A 17506-nucleotide genomic window follows, 5' to 3' on the forward strand; every position below is an offset into this window, starting at 1 on the left:
GCTCGGTCTGGCCTGCGCCGTTTCAAGCCCTGGTCTGGCGTTCATGCACCCGCACCTTTGCGCCGCGCGCCGTTGTAAATGTGCAGCGCCAACAGTACGACAAAGCTAAAGCCCAGCATGACTGCCGCCAGCCGGTGCGCGTCTGAATACTCCATGGCCTCGACGTGGTCGTAAATCTGCACCGACACCACGCGCGTCACGCCGGGAATGTTGCCGCCCACCATCAGCACCACGCCAAACTCACCCACCGTGTGGGCAAAACACATGATGGCTCCGGTCACAAAGCCGGGTTTGCACAGCGGCATTACCACGCTAAAAAAAGCATCCAACGGTGAGGCCCGCAGGCTGGCCGCTACTTCCAGCGGGCGCGTGCCCATGGCTTCCATGGCGTTCTGGATCGGCTGCACCATGAACGGTAGTGAGTAAAAGCTCGATGCCACCACCAGCCCGGCGAAGCTGAATGGCAGCAGACCCAGGCCCAGCGCCTGCGTCCATTGCCCCACCGTCCCGTGTGGCCCCATGGCCACGAGCAGATAAAAGCCCAGCACCGACGGGGGTAGCACGATCGGCATGGCCACCAGGGCGCCTATGGGTTTTCTCAACCACGACCGGGTGCGCGCCAGCCACCAGGCCAGCGGCGTGCCCAGCAGCAGCAAGATGACGGTCGTGAGCGCAGCCACTTGCAGTGTCAAACCGATCGCTTGCAGGTCAGAGGGGGTGAGCAGGGCCATGAAAGTAGGTGCGTTAAATGTCAAATGTCGTAACCATAAGAGCGGATCAGGTCTTTGATGGTGGGGCTTTGCAGCATTTTGACCAGCGCTTGCGCTGCCAGGTTGTTGGCACCGCGTTGCAGCAGCACGGCATCTTGCCGAATCGGACTGTAGAGATTTTTCGGCACCACCCACATAGAGCCGCTCTTGAGCTTGCCGCCCTGCAAGACTTGCGACATGGCTACAAAGCCGATCTCGGCATTGCCGGTGTGCACAAAGTTGAAGGTCTGGCCAATGCTTTCGCCCTGCACCAGCTTGGGGGTCAGGGCAAGGGTCAGGCCCAGTTTGTCCATCGTCTGCAACGCCGCTGCGCCATACGGTGCCACTTTGGGCGCAGCGTAAGCCAACTTGCGAAAGTTGCCGTTCTTGAGTACGTCGCCCTTGGCATCCACCTTGGCGGCATCAGCCGACCACAGCACCAACTTGCCGGTGGCGTAGGTGAAGCGGCTCCCGGGCGTGGTCAGACCGTCGCTCTCCAGCGCAGCGGGGGTGGCGGTGTTGGACGCCAGCAGCACATCAAACGGCGCGCCGTTTTTGATCTGGGCATACAGCTTGCCGGTGGCACCGAGCGTGACCTGGATGGTGTGGCCAGTTGTTTTCTCCAGCACGGTGGCGATAGCCTTGATGGGCTCGGCAAAGTTGGCAGCTACCGCCACCTGCGCCTGGTCGGCCAGACTACTGGCTGAAAACACCAGTGCAACAGCGGCGAGTGTCAAATCGTTGACGCGAGATCTCACTAAAAAACTCCAGCTGATAATTTGAAAAATGAGTTCTAAAAGACGAGACGAGTTGCCATTGGATGGCTTCGTTATTCTTTTTTGGAATAGCGAAAGTGTAATGGAAATGGGAGTCGTATCTCTAACCGGCTGTTGCCCGGCACAATGCAGCTGATGAGTAAAGACGTTTTTTCTATCGAGGCTCTGGGCCACGAGCCGGCCGACAAACGCATGGATATCCTTCGCTTGATCGGCAGCACCGGGTCCATCTCGGAGGCAGCCCGCCAGGGTGGGGTGAGTTACAAGGCTGCCTGGCAGGCGGTTCATACCTTGACCAATCTGGCCGGTGTGGCACTGGTGGACCGGGCGGTTGGTGGAGCGGGTGGCGGCGGGGCGAAATTGACGGCGGCAGGCGAGCAGTTGCTCGATGCTGCGAGGCAGATGGACGCGGCGCGGCGCGACGTGCTGGCGCGTTTTAGCGGCGGCGCTGCGCAAGCGCTTCCAGGCGCGGGGTTGCGCACCAGCATGCGCAACAACCTGCCGTGCCGGGTGACGCAATTGATGACGTCAACACCCGGTGACCCGATGGTGCGCGTTGTTTTGGCTTTGTCGCGAGGCGGGCAAATCACCTCATCCATCACCCGTGAAAGTGCCGAGTTGCTGGGCTTGCAGCCAGGGCTGGCGGTGTTGGCGCTGTGCAAGGCGACGGCAGTGCGAATCACGGCGGGTGCTGTGCCCGCGCGTGACCATGTCAACCTGATCGCAGGCAAAGTGACCCGTTTGTCGCGCGGCGGCGTGCGCGACGAAGTGGTGATGACCTTGCCGGGTGAACTGCAACTACTGGTAGGCTTTGCGGACCACCCCAACCGCCTGCGCGCTGGCAGCGCGGTGACAGCCAGTGTGGAAGAAAACGCGGTGGTGCTGGCGCGGGTTTGAGTGCTCGTCAAGCCCGCCCGGTCAGGTGGCTTTTTGTCCCAGCTTGCGGTACACCGTGGCGCGGCTAATGCCCAAAGCGCGGGCGGCCTGCCCGACGTTGCCGCGTGCGTCGACGAGCGCCTGGCGGATCATGGCGGCCTCTACCTCGCGCAACGCCAGCGTTGGCGCAGCGCTGGGGCTGGTTTGCAGCGGGTGTGCCTCGTCGGCCCGTGCGATGGCTTGCGCCTGCAGGCGCAGTCCGCTCCACAGCGGCAGTTCCACCGCGCTGCCAGGTCGTTTGGCCGCATCGAAAAGTTGCTCATAGGGGATGCCAAACACCTCACTGACATGCACGGTGGCCATCCCGGCTATTGCCAAACAGGGCACCATCTGACGCGCCACCGGGTTGGCCCCGATCACCCAGCCGTCCGCGTCCAGGCTGAGGATGCCATCGGCATCCGTGCCCAAGGTGTTGCCCGGCCAGTTCAGCCGCAGCAGCAAGGCGTGGGCTTGAGCGCTGACCAGCGCGTTTTCTATTTTGCGGGCTGATTGCACGACCAGGTGCTTGAGCTCGGGCCGCTCCTGTGCGTCAATGCCAGTCACATCCAGCATGCCAACGCATGCGCCGTCTGGCCCAAAAAGCGGGGCGCCGGCACAACTGTAGACCGAGGTGGCCTCAAAAAAATGTTCACCCCGGTGCAACCAGACCGGCTGGAGTTCAGTCAAGGCCGTGCCAATGGCGGTGGTGCCAATGCTGCGTTCGGACAAATCGGTGCCCACCCGAGTGATCAGGTGGGCACGTGGGTCGGAGTGGTCAATAGCGCCGCTCGCATCGACCACCACGCCACAAGCGTTGGTCAGAATGGCGAAGTAGCGGGTATTGACAATGGCACGTGCGAGGTGTTCTAAAACCGGTTTGGCAGTCTGCACCAATCGCTGGTTGGCTTCCAGCGCCTGGCGCATCTGCGGCATGGACACCTGGCTGAATGTGACGGCCTCCTGGTGTTGCAGCCCGAGGCCGATGCAGCGCTGCCAGGAGCGTTCAATCCAGGGTGCAATCGAGCCGGCGGGCAGCGCTGCGTGTTCCCGCAGCGCCGCGCGCCGCGCTTGCTCAATGCCCGCCAGGCGCAGGGCCTGACTGGTGTTGGGGGGGCTGGCGACCGCAGGACGGGATGAGTGATTCATGGTTTTCAGCAAGTGACCAAATTTATCGCATTTTTGGGTTCTTGCGGCGTTGTCCGGAAACCGATCCAGACTCGTGCACACTCTCTGCCGTGAAATCAATCGCCCTCAGCACAAAACCTCGGCGGGTCAAGGCCACCTTCATCTGGCCGTTCGCGATCGTGCTCACCTTTATTTTGGCTGCGTTCGTGGCGACGGCCTATTACCTGCAGGTGCAGGTTCGCGACCGGGCGCTGGCTGCCCGCGTGGCGGCTGTGGCGAAACTGGTGGACCAAAAGCTCAGCAAGGATACAAGTTTGATGCAGGCGGTGCTGAGCACGATGATGGGCAATCGTGCCATCGAGCTGGCCTTCGCCAGCCTTGACCGCGGCGCGCTGGTGCGCGAAGCGGGGCCTCTGTTTGAAACCTTGCGCGCTGACCATCGCATCACTCACCTTTATTTCAATGGCCCTGATCTGGTCAACGCGCTGCGCCTGCATAGCCCCGGCCAATTTGGTGATTTGATTGACCGGGAAACCTCGATCAAGGCGCGGGACCAGGGCATTGCCGTGCATGGCATTGAGCTGGGGCCACTCGGGACGCTTACCCTGCGGCTGGTCGTGCCATGGCGGAGCCAAGACCGCCTGCTTGGTTACGTCGAGATTGGCGAAGAGGTTGGCTATCTGGTGGACGAAATCCGCGACAGCCTGTCGGTCGACTTGTTGGTGATGGTGGATAAAAATCTAATGCAGCCACAACAATGGCAACATGGCTTGGCTCTGTTCAATCGCCAGGGAAACTGGGACCGGTTTGGCGCCCAAGTGCTGGTGGCGCAGACCGCGAGTCAAGTTCCTGCCGCCCTGAACGACAGTGTTCTTGCCAGCCTGCGAGCGGGGCGCACTGCAGTATTCGAAGATGGCAAGCGGATATTGCATCTGGCGATGTTGCCGATGGCGGACGCGCGTGGGCGCCGCATCAGCGACTTGGTGGTGATGCTCGACATTTCCGGGCTGCAGAAGACCTTTCAAATGTCGATCCTGGCGGCGACCATGCTGAGTTTGGTGGCCGGTGTTGGCGTGTTGGGATTGTTCTATTTCGCCCTGGACCGGGTCGAGCGTGATTACCAGCGCCAGCACGATCTGGAACACCAGCTGCTGCGCGTGGGCAGCGAACACCAGCGCATTCTGCAAATTGAAAAGCTGTCGGCCTTGGGCACGATGGTGGGCGAGATTGCGCACCAACTCAACAACCCGCTGGTGGGCGTGGTCAACTTGGCGCAGCTGGCCAAGCGAGAGGCGGATGACCCCCAGAGAACACGTGAGCTGCTCACCGAGATCCACCGCGCAGGTGCGGACTGCCATGCCCTGATTCAGTCCATGTTGCGTTTTGCCAAGGTGTCGAGTTGTGTGAGTCGGCCCACGTCAATGGCGCAGGTGATTGAGGAAACGGTGCTGCTGTTTCGTCAGACCGAGCCTCGACAGTTGTCCGTGGAACTGCGCTTGCCCGCGCAGGCGGTGCTCCTCACGGTGGATCCGATCCTGATCCGGCACGCGCTGTTCAATCTGCTGCTCAATGCTGCTCAGGCGACTGTCGGCGAAGGTGCGATTGTCATTGCGCTTGAGCGCGCCGTGCATCCGGACGGCGGCGCGCCAGGATGGCTGCTCTCGGTGACAGACCACGGCCAGGGTGTTGCCCCGGATATTCTGGAAAAGATATTCTTGCCTTTCTTCACGACCCGCCGTGACGGCACCGGCCTGGGGTTGCCGGTGGTGCAGCACGTGGCACTGCTGCACGGCGGGTATGTGCGTGCCAGCAGCCAGTCTGGTGGTGGCACGCAATTTGCGATCTGGTTGCCACAAGAGACTAAGTTATGGGAAGACACCAGATCGGATCAGTTTGAACATGCTGCCTAAAATTCTGGTCGTTGACGACGACCGCTACACCCGCACGCTGATTGAGCAACTGATGCGCCAAAGCGCTGAAGTGCATCTGGCTGAGAGCGGGCAGGCTGCGCGGCAATTATTCGCTGCGATTGACTTCAATCTGGTGCTGATGGATCAGCGCCTGCCCCAAGACAAAGGGCTTGACCTGCTGCGTGAATTGCGCTTGCAGCGCCCCAAGCTGGTGGCCATTCTGATCACGGGGTTTGCTGACGTGCGCGATGCGGTGGCGGCCGTGCGCGAAGGATTGTTTGATTACCTGACCAAACCGTTTGAGGACCTGGAGGCGCTGGAAGCGGTTATTGGGAAGGCGCTTGAGCTGGACCGTGCCTACCGTGAAATTGACAGCCTGCGTAGCCGCCTGGCGGTTGAATCGGGTGCGCCCCACATCATCGGCCAGTCGCCGACCATGGAGCGGCTGTTGGGGCAGATTCGTGAAGTGGCCGGGCTCGACACCACGGTGCTGCTGGAGGGCGAAAGCGGTACCGGCAAGGATGTCATTGCGAAACTCATCCACGCCTGGAGCCAGCGCGCATCCCAGCCCTACCTGGAGGTCAACTGCGGCGGCTTGCCGGAATCCTTGCTGGAGAGCCTGTTGTTTGGCTACGAGAAGGGCGCGTTTACCGGCGCCAGCCAGGCCACGCCCGGTTATTTTGAGAAGGCGCACAACGGCAACCTGTTCCTCGACGAGATTGCCGACATGAGCCCCAAGCTGCAAAGTAGCTTGCTACGTGTGTTGCAGGATCACAGCTTTTGCCGCATTGGCAGCACCCAGCCGCGCAGCACTGATTTCCGTCTGATCTGTGCCACCAACCGCGCGCTGGTTGGCGAGGTCAAGGCCGGCCGCTTTCGCGAGGACTTGTATTACCGCATCAACGTGGTGGCGCTCAGTCTGCCACCCCTGCGCGAACGAGCGGGCGACATCATCCGGTTGGCGGTGCATTTTCTGGATCGCTACAACATCAAATTTGGCAAACAATGTGGCCCGTTCACGCCGCAAGCTGTGCGCGCTCTGGAGGCTTGCCCCTGGCCGGGCAACGTCCGCCAGCTTCAGCATTGCATCGAACGCGTGGTCGCCCTGGAGCCTGGCGGAATCATCGATGTCAATCACCTTGGGTCGACCTGCGATTGCCGGTCGGAGCCTGACCTGACGAACAGCGGCACACCTTCGCAGACGCCGGCTTATCAGGAGGCCCGCGCCGAGTTCGAGCGGGATTATCTGCGCTGCGTGCTTGACGCGGCTAAGGGAAATATCTCCGAGGCGGCCCGCCTCAGCGGCATTCCGCGCCAAAACTTATACGTGCGGATGAAGCGCTGGGGTTTTGTCACCGATTAGCGACGCATGTCATTCATTAGTGACAGTTTCGTTTGATGATTCTTGCCAGGGCGCGGGGATCCAAGTTCAGTTTTCTCTGATTTAGGCAATGATCTTTTCCCACGGTGACTGCCTGCACCGCCATGGCAGTCACGAAGGTTCCGCGTGTGTTGGCACGCCGCTTGCTTAGTCTTAGTTATTTACAGAAAGTAGCATCATGAAAAAAAGCGTATTGCTCCTGGCGATTGCCGCCCTGACTGCCGGTTATGCGGTGGCCGCCGATCCAGCCAAGATTGACTGGACCAAGATCAAAGCCACCAACATTCCATTGTTCTACCCAGGCCAATCTTCCTATGAATGGTTGCGCAGTGACGGCCACAAGGGGGGGAGCAAGGAAGTTGCGCGCGGTGATTCATGCGTGTCGTGCCATGACGAAGACACCGCTGAACAGGACCTTGGCAACAAGATTGTCAAAGGTGGAGCGCTGGAGCCGACGCCCATCAAGGGCAAGAGCGGCTACAAAGACCTGAGCGTTCAGGCCGCTTACGACGCAAAAAACATGTACCTGCGTTATGAATGGAAGACTGACAACCCCTATCCTGGCACCGAGCACCAATACCTGCGTTTTGATGGCAAAGATTGGAAAGTCTGGGGTTTTCCGAAGCTTGACAAAGTGGTGCAGGACGGCAAACAGCCCGGCATCTATGAAGACCGCATGTCCATCATCATCGACGACGGTAAAGTGGCTGATTTTGGCAAACAAGGCTGCTGGCTGACCTGCCACGACGGCCAGCGCGACATGCCCAAGCAGTTCACCAAAGAAGAAGTCGCTGCCAACCCGATGCTGACGGCGATCAAAAAGCGCGACGTGCGCAAATACCTGCCAGACAGTCGCACCGATCCACTGGATTGGAAGACTGGCAAGAGCGTGGAAGAGCTCGCCAAGCTCAAAGCCGATGGCAAATTTGTTGATCTCGTCCAGTGGCGTGCCCACCGCAGCAACCCTGTGGCCATGGCCGATGACGCCTATGTACTGGAGTGGCGCCTGGGTGATGCTGGAAAGGACATGTTTGGCGGCAATTCTGACGCCCAAACCCATGCGCCCAAGTTCATGTTCGATGAAAAGAAGATGGGCTTCAAGTCGATCACGGCTGATAGCCAGGCCCGCAAGGGCAACCTGTTTCTGGTGCGTGAGCAAAACGCTGTGCCCTTTGCCCCGAACGCTGGCTGGAAAGAAGGAGACATGATTCCTGATTACATCGTCAGTCGTGAAGATGCCAAGGGCTCAGCAGCCGATAACAACGCCATGGCGTCATGGAACGACGGCAAGTGGACCGTGGTGCTGGTGCGTCCATTGGGCTTGACGAACGCAGACGACAAGACCTTGAAAGCGGGCGGTGTGTACAACGTGGGTTTTGCCGTCCATGATGACAACATCACCACCCGTGGCCACCAGGTGTCGTTTGTGAAGACCCTGGGGTTGGGCTCCAAGCAAAAGGTTGATATTCAGGCTGTCAAGCTGAAGTAATACCTTCAGATAGCGCCTGAGCGCCGCCGCAGGGGATCTCCCTGCGGCGGCCTTTTTTTGCCCTGAACTGTTTCAATTTGAGAATTTTCAATATCCGGCACTTGTGATGAGGGTTATCCCTAGGCGAGAAGAGTCCTGAAGGTCGAACAATGGCTATGTATTTCAATTCATAGGCAAGGCACTTCACAAGTGCCGCTACCCAAGGAGACACACACATGCAAAAGGTGTTGCACATCAACGCAGACAAGTGCACCGGTTGTCTGCAGTGCGAAATGGCCTGTTCTTTCGAGAACTACGGCATTTTCGCCACGGCCAAGTCACGCATCAAGGTATTTGACTTTCACCACACCGGCAAAAAAGTGCCCTACACCTGCACCCAGTGCGATGAAGCCTGGTGCCTGCATGCCTGCCCGGTGGAAGCCATCACGGTGGACAAACTCACCGGCGCGAAAGTCGTGAACGAAGCCACCTGCGTTGGCTGCAAGGTCTGCACCATTGCCTGCCCGTTTGGCACCATCAACTACGTGCAGGAGACCGGCAAAGTTCAAAAGTGCGACCTGTGCGGCGGCGAGCCGGCTTGCGCCGATGCCTGCCCCACCGGTGCCATCACCTTCATTGATGCCAACTGGACCGGCTTGGGCAAGATGGCGCAGTGGGCCGACAAGCTTGGCAATCAACCTACAGTAGCCTAAGGAGAACGAACATGTCATGGGCAGGAAAAATCCTTCGCGTTAACTTGAGCGCCGGCACCGTCAAGTCAGAACCCCTTAATATGGAATGGGCCAGAAGCTACATCGGCTCAAGGGGCTTGGGCTCCAAGTACCTGGTCGAAGAGGTCGACGCCACCGTTGAGCCCTTGTCACCCGCCAACAAGATCATCTGGGCCACTGGCCCGCTGACTGGCACCATGGCCGCCACCGGTGGCCGTTACACCGTCATCACCAAGAGCCCGCTCACCGGTGCCATTGCCTGCTCCAACTCGGGCGGCTACTGGGGCGCGGAGCTCAAGATGGCCGGTTGGGATATGGTCATTTTTGAAGGCAAGAGTGACAAGCCGGTTTATCTTTATGTCAACGATGATTTTGCCGAGTTGCGCGATGCTGCTCACCTGTGGGGTAAGAGCGTGTGGCAGACCGAAGAGATGCTCAAGAAGAGCTTGCAGGATCCGCTGACGCGCGTGTCGAGCATTGGCAAGGCGGGCGAAAACGGTGTGCTGTACGCCGCCGTGGTCAATGACCTGCACCGCGCGGCGGGCCGCTCCGGCGTGGGCACGGTCATGGGCAGCAAGAACCTCAAGGCGATTGCCGTGCGCGGCACGTTGGGCGTGGGCAATATCCACAACCCCAAGGCCTTCATGAAGGCGATTGCCGAGAAGAAAAAGATTTTGGCCGACAACGCCGTCACCGGTCAGGGCTTGCCCGCCTATGGCACGCAGGTGCTGATGAACGTTATCAACGAAATGGGGGCGCTGCCTACTCGCAACCACCGCGACAACCAGTTCGAAAGCGCCAAAGATATCTCGGCCGAAGCCATGGCGACGCCACGCAAGACCGACGGCAAAAAGCAACTGGTGACGAATCAGGCTTGCTTTGGCTGCACCATCGCCTGCGGGCGGATCAGCAAGATGGACGAGAGCCACTTTACCGTGGCCAACAAACCCCAGTATTGGGGGGCATCCGGCGGCCTCGAATACGAAGCGGCATGGGCACTGGGTGCTGCCAACGGGGTCAAAGACCTCGAAGCGCTGCAGTACGCCACCATGCTGTGCAACGAAGAAGGCATTGACCCCATCAGCTTTGGCGCCACCGTGGGCGCGGTCATGGAAATGTATGAAATGGGCGTGCTGACCAAGGAGCAGATTGGTATCGAAGCCCCGTTTGGTTCGGCGCAGGCGCTGGCCTTTCTGACCGAAGAAACCATCTACAGCCGGGGCTTTGGCAAGGAAATCGGCCAGGGCTCCAAGCGCCTGACCGCCAAGTACGGCCAGCCCGACCTGAGCATGACCAGCAAGGGTCAGGAGTTCCCTGCCTATGACGGCCGCGCAATTCAAGGGATTGGCCTGGCTTACGCCACCAGCAACCGGGGCGGCTGCCATTTGCGTGGCTACACCATTGCATCCGAAGTGCTGGGCATTCCGGTTAAGACCGACCCGCTGGAGCATGAAGGCAAGCCCGAACTGGTCAAAGCCTTTCAGGACGCCACCGCTGCCTTTGACTCGTCCGGCCTGTGCGTTTTCACCACCTTCGCCTGGGGCCTGGCTGATCTGGCGCCGCAAATTTCAGCCGCCTGTGGCGACCAGTACACCACCGAAGAGCTGGAAAAGATCGGTGAGCGCATCTGGAACATGGAGCGTGAGTTCAACAACCGCGCCGGTTTCACCGCCAAGGACGACAGCCTGCCCAAGCGTCTGCTCACCGAAGCCTGCAAGACCGGTCCAGCCACCGGCAAGGTCAATATGCTGGCCGAAATGATGCCCAAGTACTACGCCGCTCGCGGCTGGGACACTGAGGGCCGCCCGACCGCTGCCACGCGTGAACGCCTGAGCCTGTAGGTTCCACGCGTTCCATGACAACAAAGCGGCTCTGAAAGGAGCCGTTTTTACTGAAAGGAAAATTCATGATCCATCACGTCATCCTCGGCGCCGGCCCGGCCGGTGTCATTGCGGCTGAGACCATCCGCAAGCACGCGCCCCAAGACACGATCACCGTGATCGGCGACGAGCCAGAGCCGTCTTACTCGCGCATGGCCATTCCCTATCTGCTGATGGGCAATATTGACGAGCGCGGCACCTACTTGCGCAAGAGTCCGAAGCACTTCGAAGACTTGAAGATAAATGTGCTTGTAGCCCCCGTCAATACAGTGCAGGTAGCTACAAAAAAAGTAGTGCTTGAGGGGGGTGAGTCGATTGCGTTTGACACGCTACTGATCGCCACCGGCGCCCATCCGGTGCATCCACCGATTCCTGGCATTGATTCGGCTGGCGTGCATACCTGCTGGACCTTGGCGGACGCCCGCGCCATCATGGCCCTGGCCAAGCCCGGCGCGCGCGTGCTGCAACTCGGCGCCGGCTTCATCGGCTGCATCATCATGGAAGCGCTAAGCAGCTGCGGCGTGAAGCTCAGCGTAGTGGAGATGGGCGACCGCATGGTGCCGCGCATGATGGGGCCCACGGCGGGCGGCATGATTCGCGACTGGGTGGATGCCAAGGGTGTGGAGGTGTTTACAGGGACCCGGGTCGAGTCGATCGAAGCGGGCACCCCCTTGAATGTGCGACTGTCCAATGGCCGGGTGATGCAGGCCGATTTGGTGATCAGCGCTGCCGGTGTGCGCCCCGCCATCGGGTTCATGAAAGACTCGGGCGTCACCTGCCTGCTGGGGGTGTTGACCGACGAGCACCTGCAAACCAATGTGCCTGGCATTTACGCCGCCGGGGATTGCGCCGAAGCCTTTGACAAGGTGTCGGGCAAGGCGGTGGTCAGTGCCATTCAACCCAATGCCGCCGAGCAGGCCCGGGTGGCCGCCCTGAATATGGTGGCTTATGCCCGCGGCCAGGCGCTCATGGCCGAACTCAAAGGCGTGACGCAAATCAATGTGCTCGACACGCTGGGGCTCATCTCCACGAGCTTTGGCGACTGGCAAGGCGTGGCTGGCGGTGAACATGTGGAACTCACCGACAAGGCCCAGGGGCGCCACCTCAGTCTGCAGTTCAAGGACGACGTGCTGATCGGTTGCAACAGCGTGGGCTGGACCGAACACGTGGGTGTGATGCGTGGCTTGGTCGAGGGCCAAGTCAAACTAGGGGCCTGGAAGGACACGCTGATGAACGACCCGACCCAGCTGATGCAAGCCTACCTGGACAGCGCCCAGGCACAAGGCAGCTGGTCCGGCGCGCAGGATGAGCGGCGGCGCTAGCACGCTTGACGATGAAGATCACCTTCAAACTGTTTGCATCGCTGACCGACTACCTGCCAGCCCAGTCGCGCTACAGCAACGTGCTTGAGCTCGATGTGGCGCCCGATGCCAGCATCAGCCAGATCATCGAGCCCTTCGCCCTGCCGCCGAAGATGGTGCATCTGGTGCTGATCAACGGCAAATACATTGAGCCCGAGAAGCGCCTGACGCAAACCCTCAGCGAGGGCGATGTGCTGGCGATCTGGCCGCCCATTGCTGGCGGCTGAGAAGCGCCTCAAGCATGCAATCCTTTTACGCCGAGCGCTTTGAGCGCGACATGGGCTGCACCGAGGCCGAGTGGCTGATGTGGCTGCCCAACGCCATTGGCGACCATTTCTGGAAACTGCAAGAGCACTCGGCCGGCGTGCGCATCGGCGACGGTGCCTTGGGGTTGACCTGGCAAGCAGGCGAGCCGCGCGTGATTGCACTCATGCGCATCCCCCGTCTGCTGGTGAACTTTCGTTTTGCCGGGCTGGACGAGGCGCAGCGCTACACGTTCATGAAGCGCTTTGACCTGTACATGCAGCGCGGTGGGGGTTAGGTTCTTCAACCCAGCCTTATGATGGACAGCTCCGCTTTAAATTTATGACGAATCTGGCTGTATCCCTCGTCAGTCATGTATAATTAGCTATAAATAATATAGCATTAATCGCACCCGGTACGCAATGCCCGTGGCCCGTACATTTGGATGCTGGATCAGACGTCAGGCCGTTGCGTCATTTGTCGCTCGGACTGCCGCCGCCAACCAGATATTGATGGCGGAAGACTTCTACCCGGCTGAGCCTGAGCAGCAAAACTACCACCAGAGCAACGCCGGGCACCATGCGTATCATCGCGGCGGCTGCGGCCATGTCGCGCCTGAACCCGCTTGGCGGCGACCCGGCGGGGCAGTAGGAAGGGTACGTCGGCTGGTTGCAGAAGCGGCGCATCAGATAATGCTCTGTGCCAAACTGCAGCCCCCGTCCTGATTTGAATGCTTTCCAGCCCAGTTCAGGGCGCTGGCTTTTGCAGCACCTTACTTGGCAACTCAATGGAACGCGACATGAAAAACAACTCGATCACTTCACTCACCCCAAGCTCCGCGACCACGACACCCATTCAGCCGCGCCTCACCAGCCTGTCCCATGGCGGCGGCTGCGGTTGCAAGATTGCGCCTGGCGTCCTGTCTGAAATCCTGAAAGGCATCACGACCATGCCGATCCCGAAGGAGCTTCTGGTGGGCATCGAGACATCAGATGACGCGGCCGTGTACCAGCTTAACGACGAGCAGGCCCTGATCGCCACCACCGACTTTTTCATGCCAATCGTCGATGATCCCTTTGACTTTGGTCGCATTGCGGCCACCAACGCTATCTCGGACGTCTATGCCATGGGTGGCAAACCGATTCTGGCGTTGGCGCTGGTCGGCATGCCGATCAACGTGCTGTCCACTGACACGATTGCCAAGATTCTCGAAGGCGGTGCCAGCGTGTGCCGCACGGCCGGCATCCCGATTGCGGGTGGTCATACCATTGACTCGGTCGAGCCAATTTATGGTTTGGTGGCGCTCGGTCTGGTGCACCCCAGCCGCGTGAAGCGCAACGCCGATGCCCAAGTGGGCGACAAGCTGATTTTGGGCAAACCGCTGGGTGTGGGTATTTTGTCGGCGGCGCTAAAAAAAGAACAACTGGATGGGCCTGGCTACGCGCAGATGATCGCCGTCACCACGCAGTTGAACACGCCTGGTCCCGAGCTGGCCGCGCTGGGCGGCGTGCACGCCATGACCGACGTGACCGGCTTTGGCCTGGCGGGCCACGCTTTGGAAATTGCACGTGGTGCCCATTGCACGGTGCAAATCGACTGGTCCCGGGTGCCGCTGCTGGCTGGCGTACGTGAGCTCGCGCTGCAAGGCATTGTGACCGGTGCCTCCGGGCGCAACTGGACCGCTTACGGGAAGGACATTGTCTTGCCTGCTGGCTTTGCTGAGGTTGACCAAGCGCTGCTGAGCGACCCGCAAACCAGTGGTGGCCTGCTCGTGTCGTGCGCCCCTGCGGCGGTGGCCGCTGTGCTGGAGATTTTCAGGCAGCATGGGTTTGATGCGGCCTGCGAGATCGGCGAGATCACGGCCGAGGCGGGCCTGTCTAAACTACAGTTACGTTGAGGGATCTGAGGATGGCATCACGCGCTTGGCTCCGAGCCCAGCTGTCTTCCACATTTTTGGTGTCGACAATCTTTACAGTTTCTGACGCAGATACCAGTCGTGAAAACGTAACTAATTGATTCAAAAGTACAATTTGTATTGGGCATGAATCGTGCTTGGATTCTTGGTAGAGCCCCATAAGGGTTCGTCGAACTTAATTATTTTTGTTTAGACCCAGGGAGACCCATATGAAAATCGCATCCAGATGTGCCGCCAGTGCACGCAAGCCCAGTTCACCCAAATCGCTATCCGTACTGCTATTGGCCGTGATTGGAGCGCTTTACGCCGCGGCTTCGGCATCGGCGACGCCCTTGCTGGGTCCGGATTTGGCGAGCTTCACGGTTCTGGGTGCCGAAACTGTGACCAATGTTCCCACAAGTACCATTGTCGGAAATGTGGGTGTCTCGCCAGGGGATGCACTTCCGGGCTTCAACTGGGTTTCAGGCACTGCGACGGCAGACGGGCAGGTGACGGGAGGACTGGTGCACTCCAACACGGCACTCGCGGCGTCGGCCCAGGCTCAACTCACTACCGCCAGACTGAATCTTGATTCTCTTGGGACGGGTACTACCCTAACACTGGCTGACCTGGTTGGACTCACGCTCTTTCCGGGCGTTTATACCGTTCATGCGGGAACCACCAATTTGTCGGGCGCGCTCACGCTCGACGGCCAGAGCAACGCCAACGCAGCCTGGGTTTTTCAGATGGATGCAGACCTGATCACATCGTCCGGCTCGTCCGTGAACGTGATCAATACCGGTGCAGGCGCCGGCGTGTATTGGAATGTCCGTAGCTCCGCGACCATCGGTACAACCACCGCATTCATGGGGAACATCCTTGCGCTCACTAGCATCTGGATGGATACCAAAGCAACAGATCTTTGCGGTAGGGCCTTGGCGGATACCGGTGAGGTGACGTTGATTCAAAACAGCCTCTCCGGCGTTTGCTCGGGCGAACTGGCTGGCAGCAACGGCTTGAGCGGCGGCCTTGAGGTTACAGGTACGGAGGTCACCTTCCTTCCATACGCCCCCGTTGGTGGTACCGTGCCCGAGCCAACGACGCTCGCGCTGCTGGGACTCGGACTCGCGGGGCTTGGCATAGCTCGTCGCCGCCGCGGTTGAGGTCAAAAAACACATCGCTGCGCCGATTTTCTGCCATTGCCGACAGCTATTGTTGACCAGAAAATATAATGCTGGTCAGCGCCCTCTCGGGCGAGTCTTGATCTGGAGAAGCCTTGATGCATCAGCGTTTGTCACTCTGGAACTTGTTGTTGGTGGTGTTGACGTTTCTGCCCGCATGCAGCGGCTATCGACCATTCGAGCAGTTGGCTGGATTGAGCCGGGATGTGGTGGTGGCCAGAATGGGTCAGCCCGACATGGAGCGCCGGGTGGACGCAGGCACTCGACTGGAATTCCCGCGTGGACCCTATGGCAAGCAGACCTGGTTTGTTTATTTCGACGCCGTCGGTCTGGCCACTCGCGCCGAACAAGTCTTGACTGAGCAGAATTTCATGCGCATCAACCCTGGCATGGCGCAGGAAGAAGTGCGCCAACTGCTGGGTAGACCCAACGAGGTCCAGCGACTCGGGCGCCAGCGTGGCGAGGTTTGGAGCTATCGCTATGAAAGTCCTTTCTGCCGCTGGTTCCAGGTGGAACTGTCCCTGCAAAAACAGGTGCGATTGGCTGGCTACGGCGAACCGTCCGAATGCAAAGAGCGGGAATTCAAGATTCGGCGTCACGACCCGCGCTGATCAATGGAATTGCCGGCAAAGCGGTTTTTTTACTACCCTATACGCTCTGGACAACTGGTGATGGATAGCCTCGGGTCTTAGCCCGCCAGGCCCACAAATACCTTTTGAACATCGTCATTTGCATCAATGGCGGTCAGGAATGCTTCTACCTCTTCCAGACTCTCCGCAGTCAAGCTGGCTGGATCGACGGGGTTCTTGGCCTTGTAGCCCAGTTTGGCGGACAAGACGCTGAAGCCATGGCTTGGCAGCGCGCGGCTAACCAAGTCGACATCAGAGGGATCCGTCAGGAACAGCGTGACGCCGTCGTCCTCGGCCGGTTCGAAGTCCTGAGCACCTGCTTCAATGGCTGCCAACTCGGGATCGGCACCTTCTGCGGCAGGCTCGGCCTCGATCATGCCCACATGGTCAAAATCCCAAGCCACTGAACCGGAGGTGCCCAACTGACCCTTGCGGAACAGCACACGCATTTCAGGCGCAGTGCGGTTCACGTTGTCGGTTAAACATTCGACCATCACAGGCACGCGATGCGGTGCAAAGCCCTCGTAAATGACACGTTCAAAATTGACGATCTCGCCGGTGAGCCCCGCACCTTTCTTGATGGCTCTGTCCAGGGTGTCCTTCGGCATGGAGACCTTTCGGGCCTGTTCAATAACCAGTCGAAGGTGTGCGTTTGAAGCCGGGTCTGCGCCGCTGCGCGCCGCAATCATGATGTCTTTGGCCAATTTTCCAAATATCCTGCCCCTGATATTTGCGGCCAGATCCTTGTGTTTTGCTTTCCACTGTGCGCCCATTTCTGATGTTCCTTGGTGTTATTGGTCTCGAATGGTACTGTTGATATTAGGGGTTAACCGGTCACACAGCAGAGAGAAGATGTGCTGAAAAACTCGGCAATACTTGTTCAAAATAGCCAAAATTAGAACGCGGGTAGTCAAAACACCAGCGCCGTAGGTGCGCGCCACCATCGCACTTTTGAGCAAAAGAAAAGCCCAACTGAAAACAGTTGGGCTTTAGGGGTATGGTGGTGCAGTGCGGACCTGGGTTCAAATCCACGCGTCAGACAAAAGGCCATCGGCCAGTCTACAGTCCAAATTTTGAGACAAACAGCCATTTTTGTAGACACCCTCCAATACTTAAGGTCAGCCAAAAAACCACGGTTTATATTGAAATTGGTAGTCAGTCGCCAGTCCAAACTGCGAACGGACAGAAAGAACGAAAAACAATGCAACTGCATTGACACGGTAATTCAACTGCATTACCATGAACAATATTCACCCGTTTGAA

Annotated in this window: 17 protein-coding genes; 12 read left to right on the forward strand and 5 right to left on the reverse strand. The window is 59.2% G+C overall.

Going from position 1 to position 17506, the window contains the following annotated elements; genetic code table 11:
- Positions 1–41 precede the first annotated feature (41 nt).
- Complete coding sequence (gene modB / locus GZ093_RS00875) at positions 42–731, reverse strand: molybdate ABC transporter permease subunit (protein ID WP_296480746.1); 690 nt, start codon at positions 729–731, stop codon at positions 42–44.
- A gap of 20 nt (positions 732–751) precedes the next feature.
- Positions 752–1507: a molybdate ABC transporter substrate-binding protein gene (gene modA / locus GZ093_RS00880; protein WP_296480748.1), complete on the reverse strand. Its 756-nt coding sequence runs from the start codon at positions 1505–1507 to the stop codon at positions 752–754.
- A 153-nt stretch (positions 1508–1660) separates the two neighbouring features.
- Here modA and GZ093_RS00885 point away from each other — a divergent pair, with 153 nt between their 5' ends.
- Complete coding sequence (locus GZ093_RS00885) at positions 1661–2422, forward strand: TOBE domain-containing protein (RefSeq protein WP_296480750.1); 762 nt, start codon at positions 1661–1663, stop codon at positions 2420–2422.
- 21 nt (positions 2423–2443) lie between these two features.
- On the opposite strand, the gene GZ093_RS00890 is transcribed toward GZ093_RS00885, so the two are convergent.
- Positions 2444–3586 (reverse strand): helix-turn-helix domain-containing protein, encoded by a 1143-nt coding sequence (locus GZ093_RS00890; protein WP_296480752.1) that lies wholly within the window; start codon positions 3584–3586, stop codon positions 2444–2446.
- 89 nt (positions 3587–3675) lie between these two features.
- On the opposite strand from GZ093_RS00890, the gene GZ093_RS00895 reads away from it, so the two are divergent.
- From GZ093_RS00895 to GZ093_RS00930, 8 genes are all read left to right on the forward strand, one after another.
- Positions 3676–5475: an ATP-binding protein gene (locus tag GZ093_RS00895; protein ID WP_296480755.1), complete on the forward strand. Its 1800-nt coding sequence runs from the start codon at positions 3676–3678 to the stop codon at positions 5473–5475.
- On the forward strand, positions 5465–6838 hold the full coding sequence (locus GZ093_RS00900) for a sigma-54 dependent transcriptional regulator (protein ID WP_296480757.1): 1374 nt from the start codon (positions 5465–5467) through the stop codon (positions 6836–6838). Before GZ093_RS00895 ends, GZ093_RS00900 begins: the two co-directional genes overlap by 11 nt.
- A gap of 196 nt (positions 6839–7034) precedes the next feature.
- Entirely contained in the window at positions 7035–8345 is a 1311-nt protein-coding gene (locus GZ093_RS00905; protein WP_296480761.1) for an ethylbenzene dehydrogenase-related protein, read from the forward strand.
- A gap of 215 nt (positions 8346–8560) precedes the next feature.
- Entirely contained in the window at positions 8561–9037 is a 477-nt protein-coding gene (locus tag GZ093_RS00910; protein ID WP_296480762.1) for a 4Fe-4S dicluster domain-containing protein, read from the forward strand.
- Positions 9038–9048: 11 nt separating this feature from the next.
- Complete coding sequence (locus GZ093_RS00915; RefSeq protein WP_296480764.1) at positions 9049–10896, forward strand: aldehyde ferredoxin oxidoreductase family protein; 1848 nt, start codon at positions 9049–9051, stop codon at positions 10894–10896.
- 65 nt (positions 10897–10961) lie between these two features.
- Positions 10962–12257, forward strand: coding sequence for an FAD-dependent oxidoreductase (locus GZ093_RS00920; protein ID WP_296480767.1), 1296 nt, complete (start codon positions 10962–10964; stop codon positions 12255–12257).
- Between the two features lie 11 nt (positions 12258–12268).
- A complete protein-coding gene (locus tag GZ093_RS00925) occupies positions 12269–12523 on the forward strand; it encodes a MoaD/ThiS family protein (protein WP_296480770.1) in 255 nt (84 codons plus the stop codon).
- Positions 12524–12537: 14 nt separating this feature from the next.
- Complete coding sequence (locus GZ093_RS00930; protein ID WP_296480773.1) at positions 12538–12837, forward strand: hypothetical protein; 300 nt, start codon at positions 12538–12540, stop codon at positions 12835–12837.
- A gap of 175 nt (positions 12838–13012) precedes the next feature.
- On the opposite strand, the gene GZ093_RS00935 is transcribed toward GZ093_RS00930, so the two are convergent.
- Positions 13013–13147: a hypothetical protein gene (locus tag GZ093_RS00935; RefSeq protein ID WP_296480775.1), complete on the reverse strand. Its 135-nt coding sequence runs from the start codon at positions 13145–13147 to the stop codon at positions 13013–13015.
- Between the two features lie 191 nt (positions 13148–13338).
- On the opposite strand from GZ093_RS00935, the gene selD reads away from it, so the two are divergent.
- The 3 genes from selD to GZ093_RS00950 all read left to right on the forward strand — a co-directional run bounded on the left by selD (position 13339) and on the right by GZ093_RS00950 (position 16225).
- Positions 13339–14436: a selenide, water dikinase SelD gene (gene selD / locus GZ093_RS00940; protein WP_296480778.1), complete on the forward strand. Its 1098-nt coding sequence runs from the start codon at positions 13339–13341 to the stop codon at positions 14434–14436.
- A 227-nt stretch (positions 14437–14663) separates the two neighbouring features.
- Complete coding sequence (locus GZ093_RS00945; RefSeq protein WP_296480786.1) at positions 14664–15596, forward strand: ice-binding family protein; 933 nt, start codon at positions 14664–14666, stop codon at positions 15594–15596.
- 116 nt (positions 15597–15712) lie between these two features.
- A complete protein-coding gene (locus tag GZ093_RS00950) occupies positions 15713–16225 on the forward strand; it encodes a hypothetical protein (RefSeq protein ID WP_296480789.1) in 513 nt (170 codons plus the stop codon).
- Between the two features lie 77 nt (positions 16226–16302).
- Here GZ093_RS00950 and GZ093_RS00955 read toward each other — a convergent pair whose 3' ends face one another.
- Positions 16303–17016 (reverse strand): YebC/PmpR family DNA-binding transcriptional regulator, encoded by a 714-nt coding sequence (locus tag GZ093_RS00955; RefSeq protein ID WP_296480792.1) that lies wholly within the window; start codon positions 17014–17016, stop codon positions 16303–16305.
- Between the last annotated feature and the right edge of the window lie 490 nt (positions 17017–17506).

It is taken from the genome of Rhodoferax sp. (genome assembly GCF_010365055.1).
Taxonomy (GTDB): domain Bacteria; phylum Pseudomonadota; class Gammaproteobacteria; order Burkholderiales; family Burkholderiaceae_C; genus Rhodoferax.